This is a genomic window from Granulicella paludicola (genome assembly GCF_025685545.1).
Lineage (GTDB): Bacteria > Acidobacteriota > Terriglobia > Terriglobales > Acidobacteriaceae > Granulicella > Granulicella paludicola.
Genome location: NZ_JAGSYC010000022.1, coordinates 248,471 through 268,885 on the forward strand (window position 1 = coordinate 248,471; position 20,415 = coordinate 268,885).

The following is a 20,415-nucleotide window of genomic DNA, read 5'->3' on the forward strand; positions in this document are numbered from 1 at the left end:
AAGCCTGACAAACTATTTTTTTCTGCGGGTACTCCAGGTGCGGAAGGCTCGTTGCATGTTGGGGTGTGTGAACAGTGTAAGGCACAGCGCCTGCTCTATCGGCCCCACCACCTTGCACCGCATGTCACTGCGTTCTGCGACTTCTTTCGCCGCAATCTGTATCTGTCGGCAGAACCGGTTCGCGTCTGCAATCGTCGCGCCATACACCACGCGGTCCAGTCCAGCCCACAGCGCGTTTGCCATACACATCGGACACGGTTCGCAGGTGGTGTACATCGTGTAGCCTCTGAGCGAAAGGCTCTTCAGCTTCTTGCACGCCAGTCGCACTGTTCGCACCTCGGCGTGCGAGCTGGGATCGAACTCCTTTGCCACCGCATTGTGCGCTCGCATTAACCGTTCGCCAGATCTTGTGTTCACAATCTCCGCACCAAAAGGAATAGGTTTGTCTGTATCCAGCGTCTTCGCTGTCCATGCGGCAAGCGCACGCATCCGCTCAGCATCCAGTGAAGGTCCGCGCAAAGGCTTTTTTGTAGCGATGGTCATATTCGAACTTAGCATGCTGGCACCTCTCTTATTCCCGCGAATTCTTTCTCAAGAGACACGCTATCCGCCGTTACAATCTGCGCATGTCCACATCCAGCTCGCCGCTCCAGTCGCTCCGCCAGCGATACCTTGACCATCAAAGCAGCCCTATCGCAGAGCTGGAGAGCGCGCTCCTACACTCCAATACAAACATCTCTCATAACGTCTATGTCACACAAAACGCAGCTTGGTCTCGCGGCGAAGCCGAACGACTGGACCGCGATAACTTGGCGACGCAACCACTCTGGGGCATCCCGGTCTCGCTTAAGGACTGCTTCGACCTCGCGGGTTTCACGTCGTCCTGCGGCTCAGCCTTCTACCGCGACCACAAAGGCATCGCCTCCGAAGACTCAGCCGTCGCAGCCAGGCTTCGCACAGCAGGTGCGATCATCACCGGTAAGACGCACCTGCATCAGCTCGCCTACGGCATCACCGGACAGAACGCCGACTTCGGCGACTGTATGCAGCCCAATGCGCCCTCACAGCTCACGGGCGGCTCGTCCAGCGGGGCCGCCGCCAGCATTCAGGAAGGTTCTGCGCTAGCAGCCATCGGCACTGATACCGGCGGTTCCATCCGCGTCCCTGCTGCTCTCTGCGGCCTCAGTGGCTACCGCTCCTCCCTATCGCTCAACACACCTGAGCTCTGGCGCGGTGGCGCTCATCTCGCGCCATCTTTCGACACCCTCGGGTGGCTCTACCGTGATCTCGCCGACGGCGCACTCCTCGGCCATGCGCTCTTCGATCTCCCCTTTGCACCCGCACCGGAGCTTGCCGGCCTGACCGTCGGTATCCCCAGTGCCAGTTTCCTGCACGACTGCGCCCCCACGATCCTTGATACCCTCAATCGCTGGCAGTCGAAGCTCGCTCAACAGCACGTCGCGCTCTCCCGCTTCGATGCTGCATTCTGGAACGACGCAATGTCGATCTTCGCGCCCATACAAGCCAGCGAAGCCGCAACGCTCCATCGCGGTAACTTCACCCACTTTGAAGCGCCGATTGCCGAGCGCCTCTTCTGGGGCGAGTCCATCACCGCAGATGAACTCACGTCCCTTCGCGCCCGACTGGACATCTTTCGCACCGCCACCAACGCTCTGTTCGAGCACTTCGACTATCTCCTGCTCCCGTGCTCCCCTATCCCTGCGCTCTTCGCCTCTGATGATCAGAGCGAAGCCCGCGCCCGAATCCTCCGCTACACCACGCCCATCAGCCTTTGCGGTCTGCCTGTCGTCACTCTGCCAGGGGGCCTCCAGCTCGTCGCTCCGATGAACGGGGACGCCACACTCTTGGCTCTCAGCGCAACACTTGCCAATGCATAATGGAGAGCGTCTTTTCATGTACGCTGCAAGCATGATCCTTCGCCGCGCCTTCTGCCTCTCGACGATCGCTCTTAGCCTTCTCGCGGCCTCCGGCTGCCGCAGGCCAACCGATACCAACGGCCTCACGCATGTATCCCTACAGACCGATTGGTATCCGCAGCCCGAGCACGGCGGCTTCTACACCGCACAACTCAAGGGCTATTACAAGCAGGAGGGTCTTGACGTCGAGATCATCCCCGGCGGCCCGTACATCTCCGGCGATCCACTCGTAGCGAGCGGCAAGATCCAGTTCGCGATGAACTCCTCAGACCACATTCTGGAGGCCATCGCCAACGCGCACGAGCCACTTCTTGCCGTGGGTGCCACCATGCAGCACGACCCCCAGGGCATCCTGCTGCACGCCAACTCTCCCATCCGTACCTGGACCGATCTCAACGGCCACACCATTGCCGTCAAGCCCGGCTCTACCTGGTGGGAGTTCCTCGTTCACAAGTTCCACCTCACGAACGTGCATGAGGTTCCCGCGACCTTCTCCGTCGCCAACTTCATTCAGGACCCCAGCTACATCCAGCAGGGCTTCCTGACCTCTGAACCATATTTTGCTGGCAAGGGTGGCGCCCCGGCCCGCATGCTTCTCAACCGAGATGCTGGTTACGATCCCTATCGCGTCTTTTACACCTCTACGGTCTATGCGAAGCAGCATCCGGATATCGTGGCGAAGTTCGTGCGCGCCTCGATCCGCGGCTGGAAGGAGTACCTCCGCGATCCCGCCGCCACCAACGCCGAGATCGAAAAGTTGAACCCTGCCATGTCCGCCGACTGGACCGACTATAGCTATAAGACCCTCAAATCCGGAAACTTCATCACGGGAGACGATGCTTCCGGCGTCCAGATAGGCCAATTCGATCCCGCCCGCTGGCAGACGACTGCCCAGCAGCTTCGAGACCTCGGCGTGATCCAGCAGCCCCTCGACCCTACCAGCGGCTACACGACCCAGTTCCTCAAGTAAGCGAAGGCGACGCTGGATTGAAAATCAATAATTCCCTATGGAAACTCGACTAGTGTGCACGCCAAAACGAGCGCGGTGCAGGTACTCTAAATAGTGCAGATACCGTTCCAGCCCCAGCTGCTGGCAGTCGTACCGATTTCACGAAGGAGCTTCACTTGGCCGTCCCCACCCGCAATGTAAGTGCACCCGGCTATCTAGCCGACGGGCAGATCAAAACCGACATGCGCGCCATGAGCGTCGCTACCGCCCTCTTCTTCATGGTCGGTTTCCTCACGTGCCTCAACGATGTCGTCAGCCCGCACCTCAAATCTATCTTCGGCCTGAACTACTCCGAAACCCAGGCCATCCCCTTCTTCTTCTTCTCCTCGTATTTTGTCTTCAGTTACCCGGGTGGCAAGCTCGTCGAGCGCGTCGGCTACAAGAAGTCCATGGTCACCGGCCTGCTCGTTATGGCTGCCGGAGCGGTCGGGTTCCTTCCCGCGGCTCACCTCGCACTCTTCCCGCTGTTCCTCACGGCACTTGTCATCCTCGCCGCTGGCATGACTATCGTGCAGGTGGCGATTAACCCCTACGTGACCGTCATCGGACCCGCCGCCACCGCAGCCAGCCGCCTCAACCTCGCGCAGGCAGTCAACTCCTTCGGGACCTTCATCGCGCCGTTCATCGGCACGTATCTGATCCTGCGCAACGCACAGGCTCCCGCCTCCACAGCGCAGCTACTGGCCATGTCCGACGTCCAGCGCCAGAGCTACCGCGTCGTCCAGGCTTCCACCGTCCAGGCTCCGTACCTCATCATTACCGTCGCGTTGGTGCTGCTCGCTCTTGCGCTGGCTGCCATCAAACTCAAGCCGCAGACAGGCCACACCGACCTGACCCAGGACTTCCGCCCCGGTGCCTTCGCCGAGGCTCTGGAAAAGCCCAAGAGCATCTGGAGCCACAAGTGGGTGATCTTCGGCGCGCTCGGTATCTTCTGCTACGTTGGCGCGGAGGTCTCCATCGGCAACCTGCTCATCAACTACATGGGCCTGCCGAAGATCGCGGCCCTGCCTGAATCCACCGCCGGGTACTTCCTCATGGTCTATTGGGGCGGCGCCATGGTCGGTCGCTTCATCGGATCAGCAGTGCTCCAGAAGCTCCGCACGGGTCCTGTTCTTAGTGCCGCTGCGATCGGAGCCTTCCTTCTGGTCGTGCTGTCGCTCTTCACCACGGGACACGTCGCCATGGGCGCACTCCTCGCCGTTGGCTTCTGCAACTCCATCATGTTCCCATCAATCTTCACCCTCGGGATCCAGGATCTTGGCCCGCTCACCAGCAAGGGCTCCAGCATCCTGATCGCAGCCATCCTCGGCGGCGCGATCGTGCCCAAGATCCAGGGCATCATCGCCGATCACATCGGTTTGCAGCCTTCCTTCTTCATCCCGGCCATCTGCTACGTGTACATCGCGTCCTTCGGCATCGCGGCCATCAGCCGCCCTTCCGCTGTGGACGCTCCACACATGGTCGAGTAATCAGACCGCAACCTAAGACGACGAAGGCCGCTCACATGAGCGGCCTTCGTCGCTCTACCTAAACTCTTAGTCACGGCTCCTTCGATTCCGACATCTCTTGGGTAAACAAAATCTGCACTCCCACTCAGCGGACTCTCTGCGTTACATTCCGCATGGCAGCGAACGCATGTTCAAGGCCTCACCACAACTCCAACACTCACAAACCCCGTCGCTCCACTCGCCGCCGCGATCTCCACCAGCTGTGGCTGCCCCGGCACTACCATTGGCGCAACCGACACTTGCCCGTTTGCGTCCGCCGTCATCGTCACCTGCTGAGCCTTCAGCACCGGAGCCGCAGCACAAGGCCCCACAGCCGTGCAGACACCCTCCCAGGCATAGTCCGTCTGAAACACCGTCACAGTGGCTCCACTTACAGCATTTCCACCCGCATCGCTCACCTGCAAGACCACCGCAGACAGAGCAGTCCCCACCGTCACGCTCTGTCCGGCACCGCTCACAACCGAAATCGTCGCTGGAGGCCCCACCACTATCGCAGTCGCCGCGTAGGTTAACGCTCCAACGATATCGCTGCTGCCCCCGTCGTCGTGTCCAATACCTCGACATCGACCGCCACCGCACCTGCCTGGGCCGCACTCTGTGTTGGAGCCACCGCCACAATCTTCGTCGCTGTCCAGCTCGTCACCTTCGCTGGCACACCGTTCACCAGCACCTCGTTGCCCAGCCGAAAACCCATCCCCGTCAGCGTAATCGTCCCGCCCGCGCTCCCAGCAACGCAGGCGACACGCTGTCTGCGTACAGCACCCGCGCCTGATAACCAAAGTCCGGTCGCCCTTCGCCATACTGGTCAGCGATCACCAGCCGATAAGTTGCATTCGCCCCCGTGGGCGCTGCCGCCATCCGCAGCTGCGTCACTCCTAATGCCATCGCATTCATCGCCACCGGTTGGCTGGCTACCGTCGGCAACGTCCCCGTCGGATCGCTCGCTGCCCACACCCCGATTACGGGCTGTGCCTTCTGCACCGTGGCGTCTCCGCTCTCATCCGATGCAGTCGTTTCGATCGTCCACGTCCGCCCCGGCTGGACCGTCATCGACAGCCACGAACTGTGCCCCATCCCACATAGCAATCCCATCGACCAGCCACTGGGATCCACCGCAACCGGCAGCAACTCTGTCTCATCGCTGCCCGGGTTGCACGTTCCCGGCTCGTTCGTCATCGGCGTCCAGAACGCCTGCTGCACGCCGGGTTGCGCGAACGACGAGACTTGCGCCGGTGGTCCCACGCTCAACGACATCGGCGTGCGCACATACGGTCCTAGCGCATAGCTGCCCGTATATAGCGGATTGATCGCCTCCGGCACCACATACAATCCCGTAAACGGAGGCGCAATGGGCACACGGCCCATCGCGTAATACTCGCTCCAGATGTTCCACTCGACACCGGAGTTCAGCAGCAATGGCGTAGCTCCCGAGACCGGATTGCCCGCGTCAATCTGGAACAGCTGCCCCGTAATCCCCGAAGCCTCCTGCCAGCCCTGCCAGCCGCCCTCCTGGCTCAGGGTCACCGTCATGTTCAGCAGATCCATCCCTTGGCCTGTCGAAAAATACGTCCATCCCTCGACGAATGCCGCCCCCGTAGAACTAACCTCTTTACCTGGGCTCACGTTCGCCGCCGTCACCGGGTACAGCAGGGCCAGTGTCGAAATATCGTCATCCCGCAGCACAAAAGGGTTTGGTACACAAAGGTAGGTGTAAGGCCCGCACACCACGTCGATCGGATGCATGACCGGCCAGTGCGCCATCTGCTGCGCCGTCGGCTGCGTAGCTCCGGTGAAGACGTTGTCGTTTAGCTGCGACCACGCCAGTCCCAGCACGCGACCAAAAGCCCGCATCGTCTGATACTGCATCTGCAGCAGAGATTGCGGCGCGCTCGTCACACATCGTCCATTCAGCACGATCAAGGCGTGTTGAATCGTCCCCGTTGCTCCAAAACCATCGACGCTCTCCGTCACGCCGTTCTGCCTGCATCCGCTCGGGCTGCTCGCACCCGACCCCAACAACAGGTCCGTTACGCTACCATCCGTGTCATAGATTACCGCGATGGGAATGTTCAGATAATTCGTCGCCTGCGCATCCAGCGGAAACACAATCTCCGTGCCGTTAAAGAAGGCGTTCGACCCATTCACGTGTTCCGCCAACTGCCCGCTCTGCCCTAACGTCAGGTTCGCCGTCGGGACATTCCATACCGCGGCAGCGGCAGCGACCATTGCATCCGCTTGGGCATGACTCGCATACACACTCAAACCTCCCGGATCAGTCGCATAGGTCACCTGGGGCGTATAAAACGCCATCATCAGCCCCGCCTGCGGATACTGCGTTCCAGTCACAAATCGCGGCCCACCCGCCCAGCTCAAAGCTGTCATTAGCAGAAGCACCACCAGCCAGCTACTGCGCTGCATGAGGCTCCTCCAGCACACGCATCTGCCCTTGCACCTTGACCGGCATGGGCCTCCAGCCGCCCGGCAGCTCGCGCACGCCCGGCTCCTTACCCGTCGCTAGGCTTGCCACCGCCTCCGGAAGCGCCACCGCCTCCACCATCATCGGCTGCCCCACCGCCCTCTGTATCCGAGTCGCCAAACGCCGCACATCCGGCAGCGGAGCCGCGTCCGCTCCCATTGGCACCAACGGAACCACGCCCTCCATTCCATCCACCGGAGAGTTCAGCCCCGCCCCGTTCGGAGCGTTCAGAAACCACATCGCCCGCTGCCCGACTGCATACCTCTGTTGTCCCCCAGCCCAGAGTCCAGCCCACTCCCGCAGCGTGTACGTCGCGCCCACAGCCCCCTGCACCACCTGCTGCACGCTGAAGCGGACCTCTACCACGCCGCCGCGGCGCTCGACAGCCACCACCAGTCCGACGAACACCACACCAGCTCGACTCGCCAGGTTCCGCAGCGCTCCGCCCACGCTCACATCGACAGCAGGAGCGGCCGTCAGCGCCACAGGTTCGCGCCGCACCTGCGCCCCGGCGACCCCAGCAGCGAGAATTAGCATCATTCCCACATAACGCATACGCAACGATCCTCCATTGCCTCTTTCGTCGCAGGGGAGGATCGGTGCTCCTGTGTCCCAACCTCGGACACAGCTACAAATTCAGTTGCTCTAGATCTCGGGATAAAAGTCGAAGAATGCTTCGACGCTGTGCTTCAGCTGCGCCTCAATCTGCTCGCGGCTGCCCTCCAGGATGTGCATCGTCACCTGGGTCTCGTTTCCGTTCTTCAGCGTTACCGGCGCTGCCTTCACAGCTGCCACCTCATCGGCGGGCAGCAACCTCATTCCATACACCAAAACCAGATCAGCCATAGCTTCATCGTACTCCGCGACCCCCTGCTCCGAATCCTTCTCCTCCCGGTACAATCAAATCAACTATGTCCGACGCCTCCACCACAACTCCAGAAATCCGCGACACCGTAATTCTTGGCTCCGGCTGCTCCGGCCTCACGGCCGCCATCTACGCAGCCCGCTCCAACCTCAAGCCTCTTGTGCTCGAAGGACATGAGCCCGGTGGCCAGCTCTCCATCACCACCCTGGTCGAAAACTTCCCCGGCTGGCCCGAGGGCGTCCAGGGCCCTGAATTGATCGAGAACATGAAGAAGCAGGCTGTTCGCTTCGGCGCCGAGCTCAAGCTCGCGCATCTCACCAGCGCCGACCTCTCCAAGTCTCCTTATGAGCTCACCGTCGGGAAGGAGACCATCCTCACCCGGACGCTCATCATCGCCTCCGGCGCCTCGGCCCGGTGGCTCAATCTGCCCTCCGAGCAGGCCCTCATCGGCTTCGGCGTCTCCTCTTGCGCCACCTGCGACGGCTTCTTTGCCTCCGGCAAGGAAATCGCAGTGATCGGCGGCGGCGATTCCGCCATGGAAGAAGCCATCTTCCTCACCCGCTTCGCCACCAAGGTGACCATCATCAACCGCACCGAGAACTTCCGCGCCAGCAAGATCATGCTCGAGCGCGCCCTGGCGCATCCCCAGATCGAGTTCCTGCACAACACCGTCGTGGAAGAGTGTCTTGGTGTCGAAGATAAGGACCTCAAGGGTCTTAAGCTCTACAACAAGAAGACTGGCGACCGCTGGACGCTGCCCGTCAGCTTCATGTTCCTCGGCATCGGCCACACCCCGAACGCCTCCGCCTTCAAGGGACAGATCGATCTGGACGCCGACGACTACATCAAGACTAACGAGAACGTCTTCGTCACCCTCATGGGAGAGCGCCTACCCGGCGTCTATGCCTGCGGAGATGTACAGGACCGTCGCTACCGCCAGGCCATTACCGCTGCTGGCTCCGGCTGTATGGCCGCACTCGAAGTCGAAAAATTCCTGGAAGAAAAGGGCCTTTAACTGAACTTCACCAAGCGATCTTTTGTTACCTCCTGCTCGCTCGCGATGCTCCTCAGCACCGCGGCGGCAGCGCAGCAGTCTCTGTCACCAGCTTTACCCGACGCTCCCTCTGCAATCCTCTTGGCCGAGACCTCTCCCTATGTTCTGCCAGTCGACGCCGGGTCGGTAAGCTCCTTCCCTGTGCCGGACTTCAGCTCCTCTGTCCTTGACGAGAACCTCGACCTCAATCTCCAGCAGTCCACCGACACCCCGCAGACCGCGCCGCAGAAGAAACGCAGCAGCCTCCTCGGCGATGCCGTGGATGCCAACGGCAATCCCATCCCGCTTGAAAAGCAGCAGCCCAAGCGAATCCTCGGCTTCATGCCGAACTACCGCACCGTCTCTGCAGGCGCGGCGACCCACCCACTCGGCTGGAAGTACAACTTCACCGTCGCCACGCGGCAGGCTTTCGACTACTCATCGTTCATGTTTCTGGGACTCACCTCGATCACCGCGGAAGGCCTAAACGAGCATCCAGCCCTGGGCAAGGGTGTTGGTGGTTTCTACGCCTACACCTGGCGCGGCTTCCTAGATAAGACCGACGGCACCTATCTCTCCGCTTTTTTCCTCCCTAGCCTGCTACACGAAGACACGCGCTACCACCCGCTCGGCCACGGGCATCGCATCGTGGTTCGCGCACTCTATGTGATCAGTCGTCAGGGCGTCGCCCAGACGTACGGCGGTCGCCAGACCCCGAACATCGCGGGCCTCGGCGGCAAGGTGCTTACCCAGGTCATCTCGCGTAACTACTACCCCGCAGGCTCGACTGACTTCGGTGTCCTCGCCGAAAAGTTCGGCTACTCCGTCATGCGCGACGTAGCCTTCTCCTCCATCCGAGAGTTCTACCCCGATATCGCCGCTCACTATATCCGCAAGCACCAGGAGAAGGCAGCTCGCATGTCCGCCCGCGACGTGAACTCCGTCACTCCTTGATCGCAGACAAACCTTACATCTGGCCGTCCCATTCATACTTAGCTCCGCCGCGTATGAGTGGGACGGTGACCTATCCGTTCTAGACCAAGCCCACCTGCACGCCTCACCTCAAAATCAATCTTTCGATGGATGCGTCTCTCCTCCCAGACTCCCTAGAGTGGGCGTGCCCAAATTTTCTCTTTGAAAGACATCATGAACCATAAGCTTCTTCTCACTGCCTTCCTCGCCGCAACAGCCCTCCCCGCAGCAAACGCCCAGTCAAACAACTTCTTCTCCGCCTGGCAGGATCGCGTGCGTTCCACGCTCGCACAGCAGCCCTCGTTCCCCATCCCGGTGATCGCGCCGTCCTCGCAGATGGTCCAACTCTTCCGGTTTGACCTCGTCCACGAGTACACGCCAACGCGCACCGTCACCACTATTTACGACAACAGCAAAGGTGTGAACCTCGTCCCTCTGCGCAACGTCGAACTCGACATCAACCTGCCGCCTTTTATCCACCACAACACGCCTAAGTCCATCGACGGCCCCGGCGACTTCACCACGGTCCTCAAGTACCGCCCCTTCAAGAGCAACGACAAGGGCCACCGCTACTCCGCCGCCATCCAACTCGCCGCCTCCGTTCCCACCGGAAGCTATAAGAACGGAACCGCGGTCAGTACCCTCACGCCTACCCTGATGGGCGCGAAAGGCTTCGGTAGCCGCTTCTCGCTGCAGTCCACCCTCGGCGGCACGCTCCCTACCAGCGAGACCAAGACCCTCGGACGCACCGTCACCTGGAACACCACCGCCCAGTACAAGGTCGGCAAGATCTTCTATCCCGAAGTCGAGGTCAACGCGAACTACTACCACCTCGGCCCGAACGATGGAAAGAACCAAACCTTCCTTTCGCCCGGCATGATGGTCAGCAAGCTCAAGTTCCGCAAAGACCCGAAAGACCGTCTTTCCCTCATCTTCGGCGGCGGCTTCCAGGTCGCCACCTCGACTTACCACAGCTATAACCACGCTGTGGTCTTCACCTCCCGCTTCGCCTTCTAACCCAGAGAGTCGCTGGGACCGCACATCTCGCGCCCGAGATGTGCGGTCGCGAGAGTTCTACCTGCTTCTATCCACCCCATCCAAATTGCCCAGCGCAGCGTTGTAACCCATAGCGCCGTCTCGGCGTCTGATAGAAGGTCCGCAACATAGACCTCTGAGGTTTCAACCATGCGTTCTCTTCGCTTCGCCCTCCCCGTCGCCCTGCTTCTTTCGCTCACCGCATGCAACGCGCAGGAAGCCACGCACGGACCGCTGCCGGTAGCCAAGGTCGATGTTCCTCTCGCGACCACTCCGGGCAAGGCCACGGCAGTGTTCGCAGGTGGCTGCTTCTGGGGCACGCAAGCCGTCTTCCAGCGCGTCAAAGGTGTGATTCACACCACCGCAGGTTACTCGGGCGGCACGAAGAACACCGCCACCTATGCCGACGTCACCACCGAGACCACGGGTCATGCCGAGTCCGTCGAGGTCGTTTACGATCCCTCTAAGCTCACCTACGGTCAACTTCTCCGCGTCTTCTTCACCGTGCACGACCCCACCACGCTCAACCGCCAAGGTCCGGATGTGGGCACCTCGTACCGCTCTGCGATCTTCTACAACTCCCCCGACCAGAAGCGCATCGCCGAAGCCTACATCTCGCAACTCACCGCGGATAGATCCTGGCCGCATAAGATCGTCACCGAGGTCACGCCCTCCAAGGGCTTCTTTCCCGGCGAAGACTATCATCAGGACTACGCCCTGAAGAATCCCAACAACCCCTACATCATGGTCTGCGACCACCCAAAGATTGCCACCCTGAAGGCCGACTACCCTGAGCTGTACGTCGAGTACCACGGCTCACGTTAGGCCTCACTCCAGCCTTCCAGCAGCAATTCAAGAAGCGGTGCGTTCATCCAGCGGAAGCAGCGTGACCTTGCCATCCTTCTGCCGCAGCAACCGATCGCAGTTCTCACTGAGCCCGCGAATATGCAGGGTCTTTCCAAGCACTCGATAACGCCCCGCAAGACCTTCGATCGCCTCCAGCGCGGACGAATCCATGATCCTGGCGTGGTCAAACTCAAGGTAGACCTCGTTGGGATCATCCTTCGGTGTGAAGAACTTTGTAAACTGCGCCGCAGACGCGAAGAAGAGGCTCCCACGCAGCCGGTAACGTTTCAGCTCCGGCGTTGACTCCACCTCTACCTCGAGCTCCTGCGCATGGTCCCACGCGAAGACCAGCGCCGCGATGACGATTCCCGCCACGACGGCTACCGCCAGATTGGTGAGCACCGTCACGAGCGTCACCACGATCATCACCAGCGTGTCGTGCTTTGGGACCTTCGCCAGATTGCGCAGGCTCTTCCAGTTGAACGTCTCCGCAGACACCACAAACATCACACCAACCAACGCAGCCAGCGGAATACGTTCAATCAGCTTCGATCCAACAAGAATGAACGAGAGCAGAAAGCTACCGGCAGCGATGCCCGAGAGCCGCTTGCGACCGCCAGCATTCAGATTGATGATGCTCTGCCCGATCATGGCGCAACCACCCATGCCGCCAAAGAGCGCGCCGACAAGATTGCCTGCTCCCTGCGCCATGGACTCGCGGTTCGGTCGACCTCGCGAGTCCGTTATCTCATCGATGAGGTTCAGCGTCAGCAGTGTCTCAACGAGCCCAATCACAGCGAGAATCACCGCGTACGGCAGAATGATCCGCAGCGTCGCCAAGCTGTAAGGCACCTGCGGGATATGGAAGCTCGGCAGCGAGCCATGGATCGACGATAGATCGCCCACCGTGCGCGTGCTGATGTGGAGGGCAAACGCAACAGCCGTCGCTGCGAGGATTCCCGCGAGCGCCGAGGGGAACGCCTTCGTCAGCTTCGGCAACAACACCGTTACCAGAACCGTCACCGCCACCAGCGCCAGCATCTTCAGCAATGCAGTTGGCGCCATCCAGCTCTCAGAACCATTCGCCAGCCGCATATGAAAGTGCTGCAGCTGAGCCGACGCAATGATGATCGCCAATCCGTTCACAAACCCCAGCATCACCGGATGCGGCACCATGCGGATCAGCTTGCCCAGCCGAAACCAGGCAAACAGAATCTGCAGGACGCCCGTCAGGATCACGGTAGCGAACAGGTACTCCACCCCGTGCTGCACCACCAACCCCGCCGACACCACGGCCATCGACCCAGCAGCGCCGGAGATCATCCCCGGACGCCCACCCCAGATCGCTGCGATCAGGCAGATGATGAACGCCGCATACAGCCCCGTTAGCGGATTCACATGCGCCACCAGCGCAAACCCCACCACCTCCGGCACCAGTGACAACGCGGCCGTCAATCCGGCCAGCAACTCAACCCGAAATTCAAACAGCTTCATACTCCCCCGTAAAACAAAAGGCCACCATATCGGTGGCCTTTCGCCTTTCACTACTCGTTGCTTTAGTGGATATCGAACTGCTCCGGATGAAGGCTGGGATCGCTCTTCACCAGGATCGTCTTGCGCGAGAGCTCTTCCATCTCCTGCAGCCACTTGCCGCCGTTCGACTTCAGCTGCTTCACCACCTCCGGATGAACGCGAAGCATCACATCGCCCTTGTCCATGTGCTTGTGCATCTTGCGCATCTCGATGTAGATGTCGTTGCACACCGTCACCGGCGACTTGACCATACCCGTTCCCTGGCAGACGCCGCAGGTTGTCGAAAGCGTGCGCTCGAGCGACTGCTTCACACGCTTACGCGTAATCGCGACGAGACCAAAGTCATTGAACTGCAGCACCTTCGAAGGAGCACGGTCCGACTTGAGCTCTTCCTCAAGCGCAGCCATCACCTTGTTCCGGTTCTTGCGTTCATCCATGTCGATGAAGTCGATGATGATGATGCCGCCAAGATCGCGCAGACGGATCTGGCGAACGATCTCGGGGATCGCATCGAGGTTCGTCTTCACGATGGTGTCTTCGAGCTTAGTCGTCTTGCCGACGAATTTGCCTGTGTTGATATCGATCGCCACCAGAGCTTCGGTCTGGTTGATCACAATCGATCCACCGGACTTCAGCCATACCTTCGAGCGCAGAGCCTTATTGATCTCTTCGTTGATGCCGAACTGCTCGAACAGCGGGGTATCCTTGCTGTAGAGCTTCACGCGGCGGATGAGGCTCGGTTGGAAGCGCTGCAGGAAGCGCAGAACACGCTCGTACTCAGCTTCGGTATCAACCCAGATCGCGGAGAAGTTGTCCGTCACCTGATCGCGCAGGATGCGCTCAATCAGGTTGAGATCGTGGTAGATCAGCGCAGGCGACTTCGAGCTCTCGGAACGCGTCTTGATGTCGGCCCAGAGGTTAAGCAGGAAGCGTAGATCGCTCCGCAGTTCCTCTTCGCTGGCACCCGAAGCTGCGGTACGCACGATGAAGCCACCGCTCGCATCGCCACGCTCGGAAAGCAAAATCTCCTTCAGGCGGCGACGTTCGCCATCGGACTCGATCTTACGGCTGACGCCCACATGACTGACCGTCGGCATAAACACCAGGAAGCGGCCCGGCAACGCAATGTGGCTCGTGATGCGCGCGCCCTTCTTGGCAATGGGCTCCTTCGCAATCTGAACGAGCACCTCCTGCCCGGGCTTCAGCAGATCGCTGATGGCCGGCAGATCCGTTGCCTGTACTGAAGGACGTCCGCGACGCTCGCCGCCACGACCGGAGGAACGACCGCGGTCGCGGCCACCCGAGCTGCTACGATCACCGCCGCTACGATCAGAGCCGCTGCGATCCGAAGTGCTGGAGCTGCTGCGTTCGCCGCGGTCACGTCCACCGCGACGACCATCGCGACGTCCGCGACGACCACCTTCGCGGGGGGCACGATCGCCAGCGGGCTGCTCGCCTTCAGTGGTTTCAGTAGCGCCAGCTTCGGCGTACTCGCCTTCTTCTACCTCGGACAGATCGGAGCCTGAGAACTCATCGCCCTCTTCTCCTTCCTCCTCCGTTGACTCAAACTGGTCTTCCTCAAGGTCCTCTTCGTCGATATCGAAGTCGTCTTCCTCATCGTGTTCGTCTTCGTGAGCGACGGGTTGTGCGCCCGTGATCTCGTCGATGGACATGTCACGGATCATGCGACCGAGGTCGGCTGCATGCTCCAGCGTCTCCTCTTCCATGTCATCGTGATCGGCACTGGCATGAAGCGGAATGAAGGCATCGTCCTCGTCGTCGAGCAACTCCTCCTCGAGGACACCTTCGCCCGGCGCGAAACCCTGTGCAGGCTGGTTCGATTCGACCGCCTCTACCTGTGGCTCAGGCGTATAGGACTCGTGCGCATGCTCTTCGACATCGACTTGTTCTTCATGCGGCGCCTCGACTACAGACCCTGCCTGGTGCTCAACGGAGTGCTCTGTCTCAGCAGTAAGCTCTTCGACCGGAGCGCTCTGGCGGAACTCGCGCGGGCTTACCGGGTCGACGCGGAACGAGGCCGAAGCATCGTCCTCCGGCTCGTACTCTGTAACGATCTCCTGAAACTCGGCAGCTTCCTGGAACTCAGCAACGGGCTCGCGGCCTTCTTCCTCGGTGTCTTCCGAAACCTCCGGAAGGGTGACATCCACAGGATGAATCTCCTCGTCGGTATCATGGCCTGAGGTCACACCGGGAAGAACAGCCTCTGCGGGCGACAGCGTCGCGGCGGGAGCAAAGCTCTGCACGTGCGGCTCATGCGGAGCCTCGTGGCTCGGCTCGTGATGAGTCTCTTCATGAGCAATTGGCTGCTCGGAGAGGCCTGTCTGCTCGTGAGCTACAGGCTGTTCATTCGACGAGCTGGATTCGTTGCGGGGACCGCGGCGCTGGTCACGGTCGCGACGACGATCCCGGCCACGGCCGAAGTCGCCACGCGAGTCCGAAGATTCGCTGCGCGGCTCGTTGCTCGACTGGGCCGCGGGCTCGCGGCGGCGGATGGTCTCGCCAGGAAGAACTGCCCCGCCGTCCCATGCATCGGCAAGGACAAACTCTGTCGAAGGCTTGGGGATGATGACGTTCGCAGGAAGATTCGAAGACTGTGAACCTGCCGCAGATCCCTGCTCCTCGCCCTTGCGATACTTTGAGAGCGACTCACCCGGAAGGATAAACGGCTCTGGCTCAGGAGCAGATGGCTCAGTCGAAACCGGCTCTGCATCGTTGCGCAGACCACGCGGCGCAAAGCGCCCGCGTATCGCGTCGTGACGGCTGTTGTCGCGTCCGCCGCGACGGCGGTCACGGCCGCGATCGCGCCCGCCACGGTCGTTACGTTCCTTGAACTCACGAGGAGCTTGCTGCTCAGAGTTCGACTCTGCTGGCTGCTCATCGGAAGCCTGCGCCTCAAAGGACTGACCTTCGAATTCATCATCCTGCTCAATGAAAGGCTCTGAACTCTCGGGCGCTGCCGAGGTCGTCTCCCCCTCAGCCTCGCGATTGCCACCCCGTCCGCGGCGACGGCCACGACGGCCGCGCCACCGGCGGCTGCCATCGGCACCAGGAGCGCCTTCGCCAATCTCTTCGCCTTCAGGAGCGCGATCTGCGCTGAGCAACTCGTCCTCGACAGGGACGGCAATCGGTGTCGCTTCGGCCTGGGCATTGCGGGGACGTTCATCGCGGCGTCCACGGCCGCGGTCATTGCGATCGCGGCGCTCTCCGCCACCCTCGCGCTTTTCGCCGCTGCTTTCACGCTTTTCGCCGCCGCTGCGCGACGCACCTTCGAAGTCCGCGGACTCGCCGGCTTCTTCCATGAAGTCTGTGATGTAAAGGAAAGCATCGCGCTCCAGACCGATGTCTACGAAGCTGGACTGCATTCCGGGAAGGACGCGGGTGACGCGGCCGTTGTAGATCGAGCCTGCGAGTGTGTACTCATTTTCGCGCTCGTAATAGATCTCTGTGAGTTCGTCTTTTTCAACGATGGCAAGCCGCGTTTCGTGCGGCGTGCTGGAGATGTAAATTTCCTTCGACATTGCTCTGCTTTCTGCTCGTTTCGGCTCAAAGGCCGAAAACGTGCTGGCAGAACAGGCGAAGATCATGCTGCATGAGGTGCGACGCTATCGCGTTTGCCTCAGGCAGCCGCCTCTCTGGGTGAGGACAGATGCTGAGCGACGGTGACTGGGTAAGAGCTCCAAAATCGTGACGTAGGCGCAACGCGCGAACGCCCCCACTGCACCGCTTTGCGCGGGGAGGGAGGGCCGAGTGAGGATGTGTCCAGTGGGATACCGCGTGTTGAGGACTTGCTTGAAATCACCTCGAACACCTGTGCGCAAACGGAGTTTGTGACCAACTCAGCCGTTGAAGGCGGGGCCGTTAACCGTCCGTTCACGTTCATACTCAAAAACCTGTCCGACCCATCGGATGCTGATCCGTGCCTGGCCGGCCTTCTTATAGAAACTTTTGCGTTCCGCTACGGCGGGGAAATAGTTCGCATCCGCCGAGCGAGGGTTTGCTTGTTCGTCCGGTATACGACCGGACGCCTGCCTATAGTATGCACTAAAGCAGGGAGTCGGGAGTAGAGAATAGGGAGTAGAAAAGACAAAGCAGTAGGACCTGAAGGCCTACTGCCTGACCTGCTACCTATTCGGCGCCTCAATTCACAAATCGCCGCATCCGGATATTCATCACGATCCCCAGGGCCAGAAAGCTGAACAGGACCGAAGACCCGCCGTAGCTCATCAGCGGCAGCGGAATACCGGTCACCGGCATCAATCCCACGCACATGCCTATATTGATAGCGATCTGGAAGAGCATGACCGCCATAATGCCCATGATAATCAGCGTTCCCGGCGGATCAGCAGCGGTCTGGGCGTTCTGAATCAGCCGCACAAGGATAAGAAAGTACAGCAGCAGCACCCCGACCGCGCCGATAAAGCCATGCTCCTCGCAGAAGGCAGCGAAGATGAAATCGGTATACGGAATTGGTAGGAAATCGCCCTGGGTCTGCGTACCCTTGCTGGTTCCCTTACCCCAAAGCCCACCCGAACCCACCGCGATGAGCGACTGACGGATCTGATACCCGGAGCCTTTAGGATCACTGTCTGGATTGAGGAAAGCGTCGATGCGCTTCTGTTGATAGGGTTTCAGGTGTTTGCCGCTGGCGACCGCCAGCCCGCCGAGAAGCGCGATGCCGGCAAGGATGATGCCAGCCTGACGCAGCCTCATGCCGCCGAGAAACAGCCCCGTAATCAGGATCGGCGAGTAGGTGAGGGCCGTGCCCAGATCGGGCTGCGTCAGCACCAGCACCATCGGGCCGCCAATGAGTGCAAAGGACTTACCGACCTCCGGCCAGCTCATCTCGCGTCCATTGGCAATGATCTCCCAGAAAAAGCGAGCCGCGACGATGATGAGCACAAGCTTGACCCACTCCGACGGCTGGAAGTGAACCCCACCGCCGAGGTTGATCCAGCGGCGCGCACCAAGCACCTTCTGCCCGACCAGCTTCACCGTGACCAGGCAGCCGACGCCGATCCCATACGCCCAGTAGGCCACACCCAGCAGCCGGTGATAGTCAATGAACGAAATGGCAAACATCAACACGATGCCGACGCCAATAAAGAGCATCTGCTTCTGCTGGAAGCCGTGAAACTTCGTCATCTCGGTGGCAGAGCGAATCTCCAGCACGCTGATCACGGAAAGAAGAAGGACAAAGCCAAGCAGCACCCAGTCGAAGTCACGAAATCGAACCATCTATCGTGTTCCGCCTGTCGGATCGGGGGTAGCAGGAGCAGTACCGCTGATGCCTGAGGGTGCGTCCGCATGGTCTTCGGCGGCTGGCTTCGGCGCAGCCGCCAGCTTCATCAGATTGCCCGAGCGTTCGCGCTGCTTGTTCACATACGCCGTAATCACCTGAGCCGCCAGCTTGGCGGAGTTATTGCCCCAGTAGCCGTGCTCCCAAAGGACAGCCACCACGATGTCTGGATTGCGACGCGGCGTCATACCAACGAACCAGGCATTGGGAATCGTGGACTTATCAGCGCTACCCTTCTTTCGTCCGCTGACGACATCAGCCGTGCCGGTCTTGCCCGCAAAATCGATGCCTTCTAGATGAGCTTCATACGCCGTGCCGATGGTGCTCTGCGTAACGTTGGCCATGTCATCGGTGATGATCTGCCAGTTGGCGGGCGAAATGTCGATCTTCTTCACGCCGGAGCCCGGGTGCGCGTCTTCTATGGCCTGCAACATCTCGGGCGAGACCTCGTCTGGGAAGACAACGTGGGGGCGAACAAAAACTCCACCGGAAGCAATGCCGCTGAGCGCGCGAGCCAGTTGGATCGGGCTGGCCTGCAGAGCTCCCTGACCGATGCCTACCGAAGGAGTCTCGCCGGCGTACCACTTGTCATGCTGCGCCTTCAGCTTCCACTCTGCACTGGGCATGATGCCGGTAGCTTCATCGGGAAGGTCGATGCCCGTCTTCTGACCGATGCCGACCTCGTGCCCGTACTTCGCGATCGTTTCAATGCCGAGCCTGTCCGCAAGTGTGAAATAGTAGCTGTCGCAGGAGTACGGCAAAGCATTGTGAATGTCGACCATGCCGTGGTGCTTGTCGCAGCTGAAAAAGTGGCCTTGCAGTGTCACTCCTCCATTGCAGACGACGTGCATATTCTGCGCGGCGTTCTCCTCAAGCCCAGCAAGCGTCATGATGACCTTGAACGTCGACCCCGGAGCCAGCTGAGCCTGAATCGCCTTATTCATCAGCGGATGGTTCGGGTCGTTGATGATCTGGTTCCAATAAGACTTGCTCAGGCGGACAGCGAACTGGTTCGGATCAAAGGTTGGCCCCGAAGCCATCGCAAGGATCTCGCCGGTATGCGGATCCATGGCAACAATCGCTCCCGACTTGCCCTCGAGCGCCTTCTCCGCGGCCATTTGCACATCGAGATCGATGGTCAGCCGCAAATCCTTGCCAGGCGTAGCCAGCTCCTGCCCCAGCACGCCAACCTCTTTGCCGTGCGAGTTCACAATCACATCGCGCGCGCCATCGGTGCCACGCAGCACCTCGTCATACGCTTCTTCGACGCCGAACTTCCCGACCACATCGCCGGGGGCGTAGAAGGCGAACTTCGACTGATTCAGATCGTTCTCTGAGACCTCGCCAACGTAGCCGATAAGGTGAGCCGCGAAGCCATCACGGGGATAGAGGCGGCGCTGCTCCTCCACCGTCTCCAGCTCTGGCAGCTCGTTGCGATGCGCTTCAATGAAAGCCTGCTCGTCTGGGGTAATGTCCTGCTTCAGCGGAATGGGCTGATACTTGGGCGCGTACTGATACTTGCGCAGAATGCCCTGGATGTCATCGACGGTCATGTGCAGACCAGTCGCGATAAGCGGCAGATCGCTGTCGAGGTTCTTCTGGTCGCGCAGGAGCAGGCAGCGAACCGAGGGATAGTTGTCCACGATGATGCGGCCTTCACGATCGAAGATGCGGCCACGCGGCGCGAGCACAGGCTCCTTGCGGATGCGATTCTGGTCAGCAAGGACGCGGTAGCCATCCGCTCCGAGAATTTGCAGACGCCAAAGACCCGCGCCAAGAATAAAAAGCACCAGCGCAACGACATACTGCGAAGCGTGGAGCTTCACGGTGGAGAGCTTCTCTTCCCGAGTGATGCTTTCGAGATCTTCTTCAATGGCCATTTGG

The 20,415-nt window shown here is 60.4% G+C and carries 17 protein-coding genes; 7 read left to right on the plus strand and 10 right to left on the minus strand.

Features of this window, described 5'->3' with window-relative positions; translation table 11 throughout:
* Positions 1-12: 12 nt before the first annotated feature.
* Positions 13-558 (minus strand): nucleoside deaminase, encoded by a 546-nt coding sequence (locus OHL14_RS07020; protein ID WP_263378621.1) that lies wholly within the window; start codon positions 556-558, stop codon positions 13-15.
* A 68-nt stretch (positions 559-626) separates the two neighbouring features.
* Here OHL14_RS07020 and OHL14_RS07025 point away from each other — a divergent pair, with 68 nt between their 5' ends.
* The 3 genes from OHL14_RS07025 (at position 627) to OHL14_RS07035 (ending at position 4,415) form a co-directional block, all read left to right on the plus strand.
* Positions 627-1,898, plus strand: a complete 1,272-nt coding sequence (locus OHL14_RS07025; RefSeq protein ID WP_263378622.1) for an amidase — start codon at positions 627-629, stop codon at positions 1,896-1,898.
* Between the two features lie 31 nt (positions 1,899-1,929).
* Complete coding sequence (locus OHL14_RS07030) at positions 1,930-2,907, plus strand: ABC transporter substrate-binding protein (protein ID WP_263378623.1); 978 nt, start codon at positions 1,930-1,932, stop codon at positions 2,905-2,907.
* 155 nt (positions 2,908-3,062) lie between these two features.
* Complete coding sequence (locus tag OHL14_RS07035) at positions 3,063-4,415, plus strand: sugar MFS transporter (RefSeq protein WP_263378624.1); 1,353 nt, start codon at positions 3,063-3,065, stop codon at positions 4,413-4,415.
* Positions 4,416-4,585: 170 nt separating this feature from the next.
* Here OHL14_RS07035 and OHL14_RS07040 read toward each other — a convergent pair whose 3' ends face one another.
* The 5 genes from OHL14_RS07040 to OHL14_RS07060 all read right to left on the minus strand — a co-directional run bounded on the left by OHL14_RS07040 (position 4,586) and on the right by OHL14_RS07060 (position 7,776).
* Entirely contained in the window at positions 4,586-4,939 is a 354-nt protein-coding gene (locus OHL14_RS07040) for a hypothetical protein (protein WP_263378625.1), read from the minus strand.
* 23 nt (positions 4,940-4,962) lie between these two features.
* Entirely contained in the window at positions 4,963-5,148 is a 186-nt protein-coding gene (locus OHL14_RS07045) for a hypothetical protein (RefSeq protein WP_263378626.1), read from the minus strand.
* Positions 5,149-5,153: 5 nt separating this feature from the next.
* Entirely contained in the window at positions 5,154-6,872 is a 1,719-nt protein-coding gene (locus OHL14_RS07050; RefSeq protein WP_263378627.1) for a hypothetical protein, read from the minus strand.
* On the minus strand, positions 6,859-7,485 hold the full coding sequence (locus OHL14_RS07055) for a hypothetical protein (protein ID WP_263378628.1): 627 nt from the start codon (positions 7,483-7,485) through the stop codon (positions 6,859-6,861). Before OHL14_RS07055 ends, OHL14_RS07050 begins: the two co-directional genes overlap by 14 nt.
* Before the next feature lie 90 nt (positions 7,486-7,575).
* Entirely contained in the window at positions 7,576-7,776 is a 201-nt protein-coding gene (locus OHL14_RS07060) for an allantoinase (RefSeq protein ID WP_263378629.1), read from the minus strand.
* A gap of 65 nt (positions 7,777-7,841) precedes the next feature.
* On the opposite strand from OHL14_RS07060, the gene trxB reads away from it, so the two are divergent.
* The 4 genes from trxB (at position 7,842) to msrA (ending at position 11,660) form a co-directional block, all read left to right on the plus strand.
* A complete protein-coding gene (trxB, locus tag OHL14_RS07065; RefSeq protein WP_263378630.1) occupies positions 7,842-8,810 on the plus strand; it encodes a thioredoxin-disulfide reductase in 969 nt (322 codons plus the stop codon).
* Positions 8,811-8,855: 45 nt separating this feature from the next.
* Positions 8,856-9,782 carry a hypothetical protein gene (locus OHL14_RS07070; RefSeq protein ID WP_263378631.1) on the plus strand — a complete coding sequence of 309 codons (927 nt, stop codon included), beginning with the start codon at positions 8,856-8,858 and terminating at the stop codon, positions 9,780-9,782.
* A gap of 192 nt (positions 9,783-9,974) precedes the next feature.
* The gene (locus tag OHL14_RS07075; RefSeq protein ID WP_263378632.1) at positions 9,975-10,817 is read left to right on the plus strand and encodes a transporter; all 843 of its coding nucleotides are present in this window, start codon (positions 9,975-9,977) and stop codon (positions 10,815-10,817) included.
* Between the two features lie 168 nt (positions 10,818-10,985).
* On the plus strand, positions 10,986-11,660 hold the full coding sequence (msrA, locus tag OHL14_RS07080) for a peptide-methionine (S)-S-oxide reductase MsrA (protein ID WP_263378633.1): 675 nt from the start codon (positions 10,986-10,988) through the stop codon (positions 11,658-11,660).
* Positions 11,661-11,687: 27 nt separating this feature from the next.
* Here msrA and OHL14_RS07085 read toward each other — a convergent pair whose 3' ends face one another.
* The 4 genes from OHL14_RS07085 to mrdA form a co-directional block, all read right to left on the minus strand.
* Entirely contained in the window at positions 11,688-13,175 is a 1,488-nt protein-coding gene (locus tag OHL14_RS07085; protein ID WP_263378634.1) for a SulP family inorganic anion transporter, read from the minus strand.
* Between the two features lie 62 nt (positions 13,176-13,237).
* On the minus strand, positions 13,238-16,753 hold the full coding sequence (locus OHL14_RS07090; RefSeq protein ID WP_263378635.1) for an Rne/Rng family ribonuclease: 3,516 nt from the start codon (positions 16,751-16,753) through the stop codon (positions 13,238-13,240).
* A 619-nt stretch (positions 16,754-17,372) separates the two neighbouring features.
* Positions 17,373-18,470: a rod shape-determining protein RodA gene (gene rodA / locus OHL14_RS07095; RefSeq protein WP_263378636.1), complete on the minus strand. Its 1,098-nt coding sequence runs from the start codon at positions 18,468-18,470 to the stop codon at positions 17,373-17,375.
* Positions 18,471-20,411, minus strand: coding sequence for a penicillin-binding protein 2 (mrdA, locus tag OHL14_RS07100; protein WP_263378637.1), 1,941 nt, complete (start codon positions 20,409-20,411; stop codon positions 18,471-18,473).
* Between the last annotated feature and the right edge of the window lie 4 nt (positions 20,412-20,415).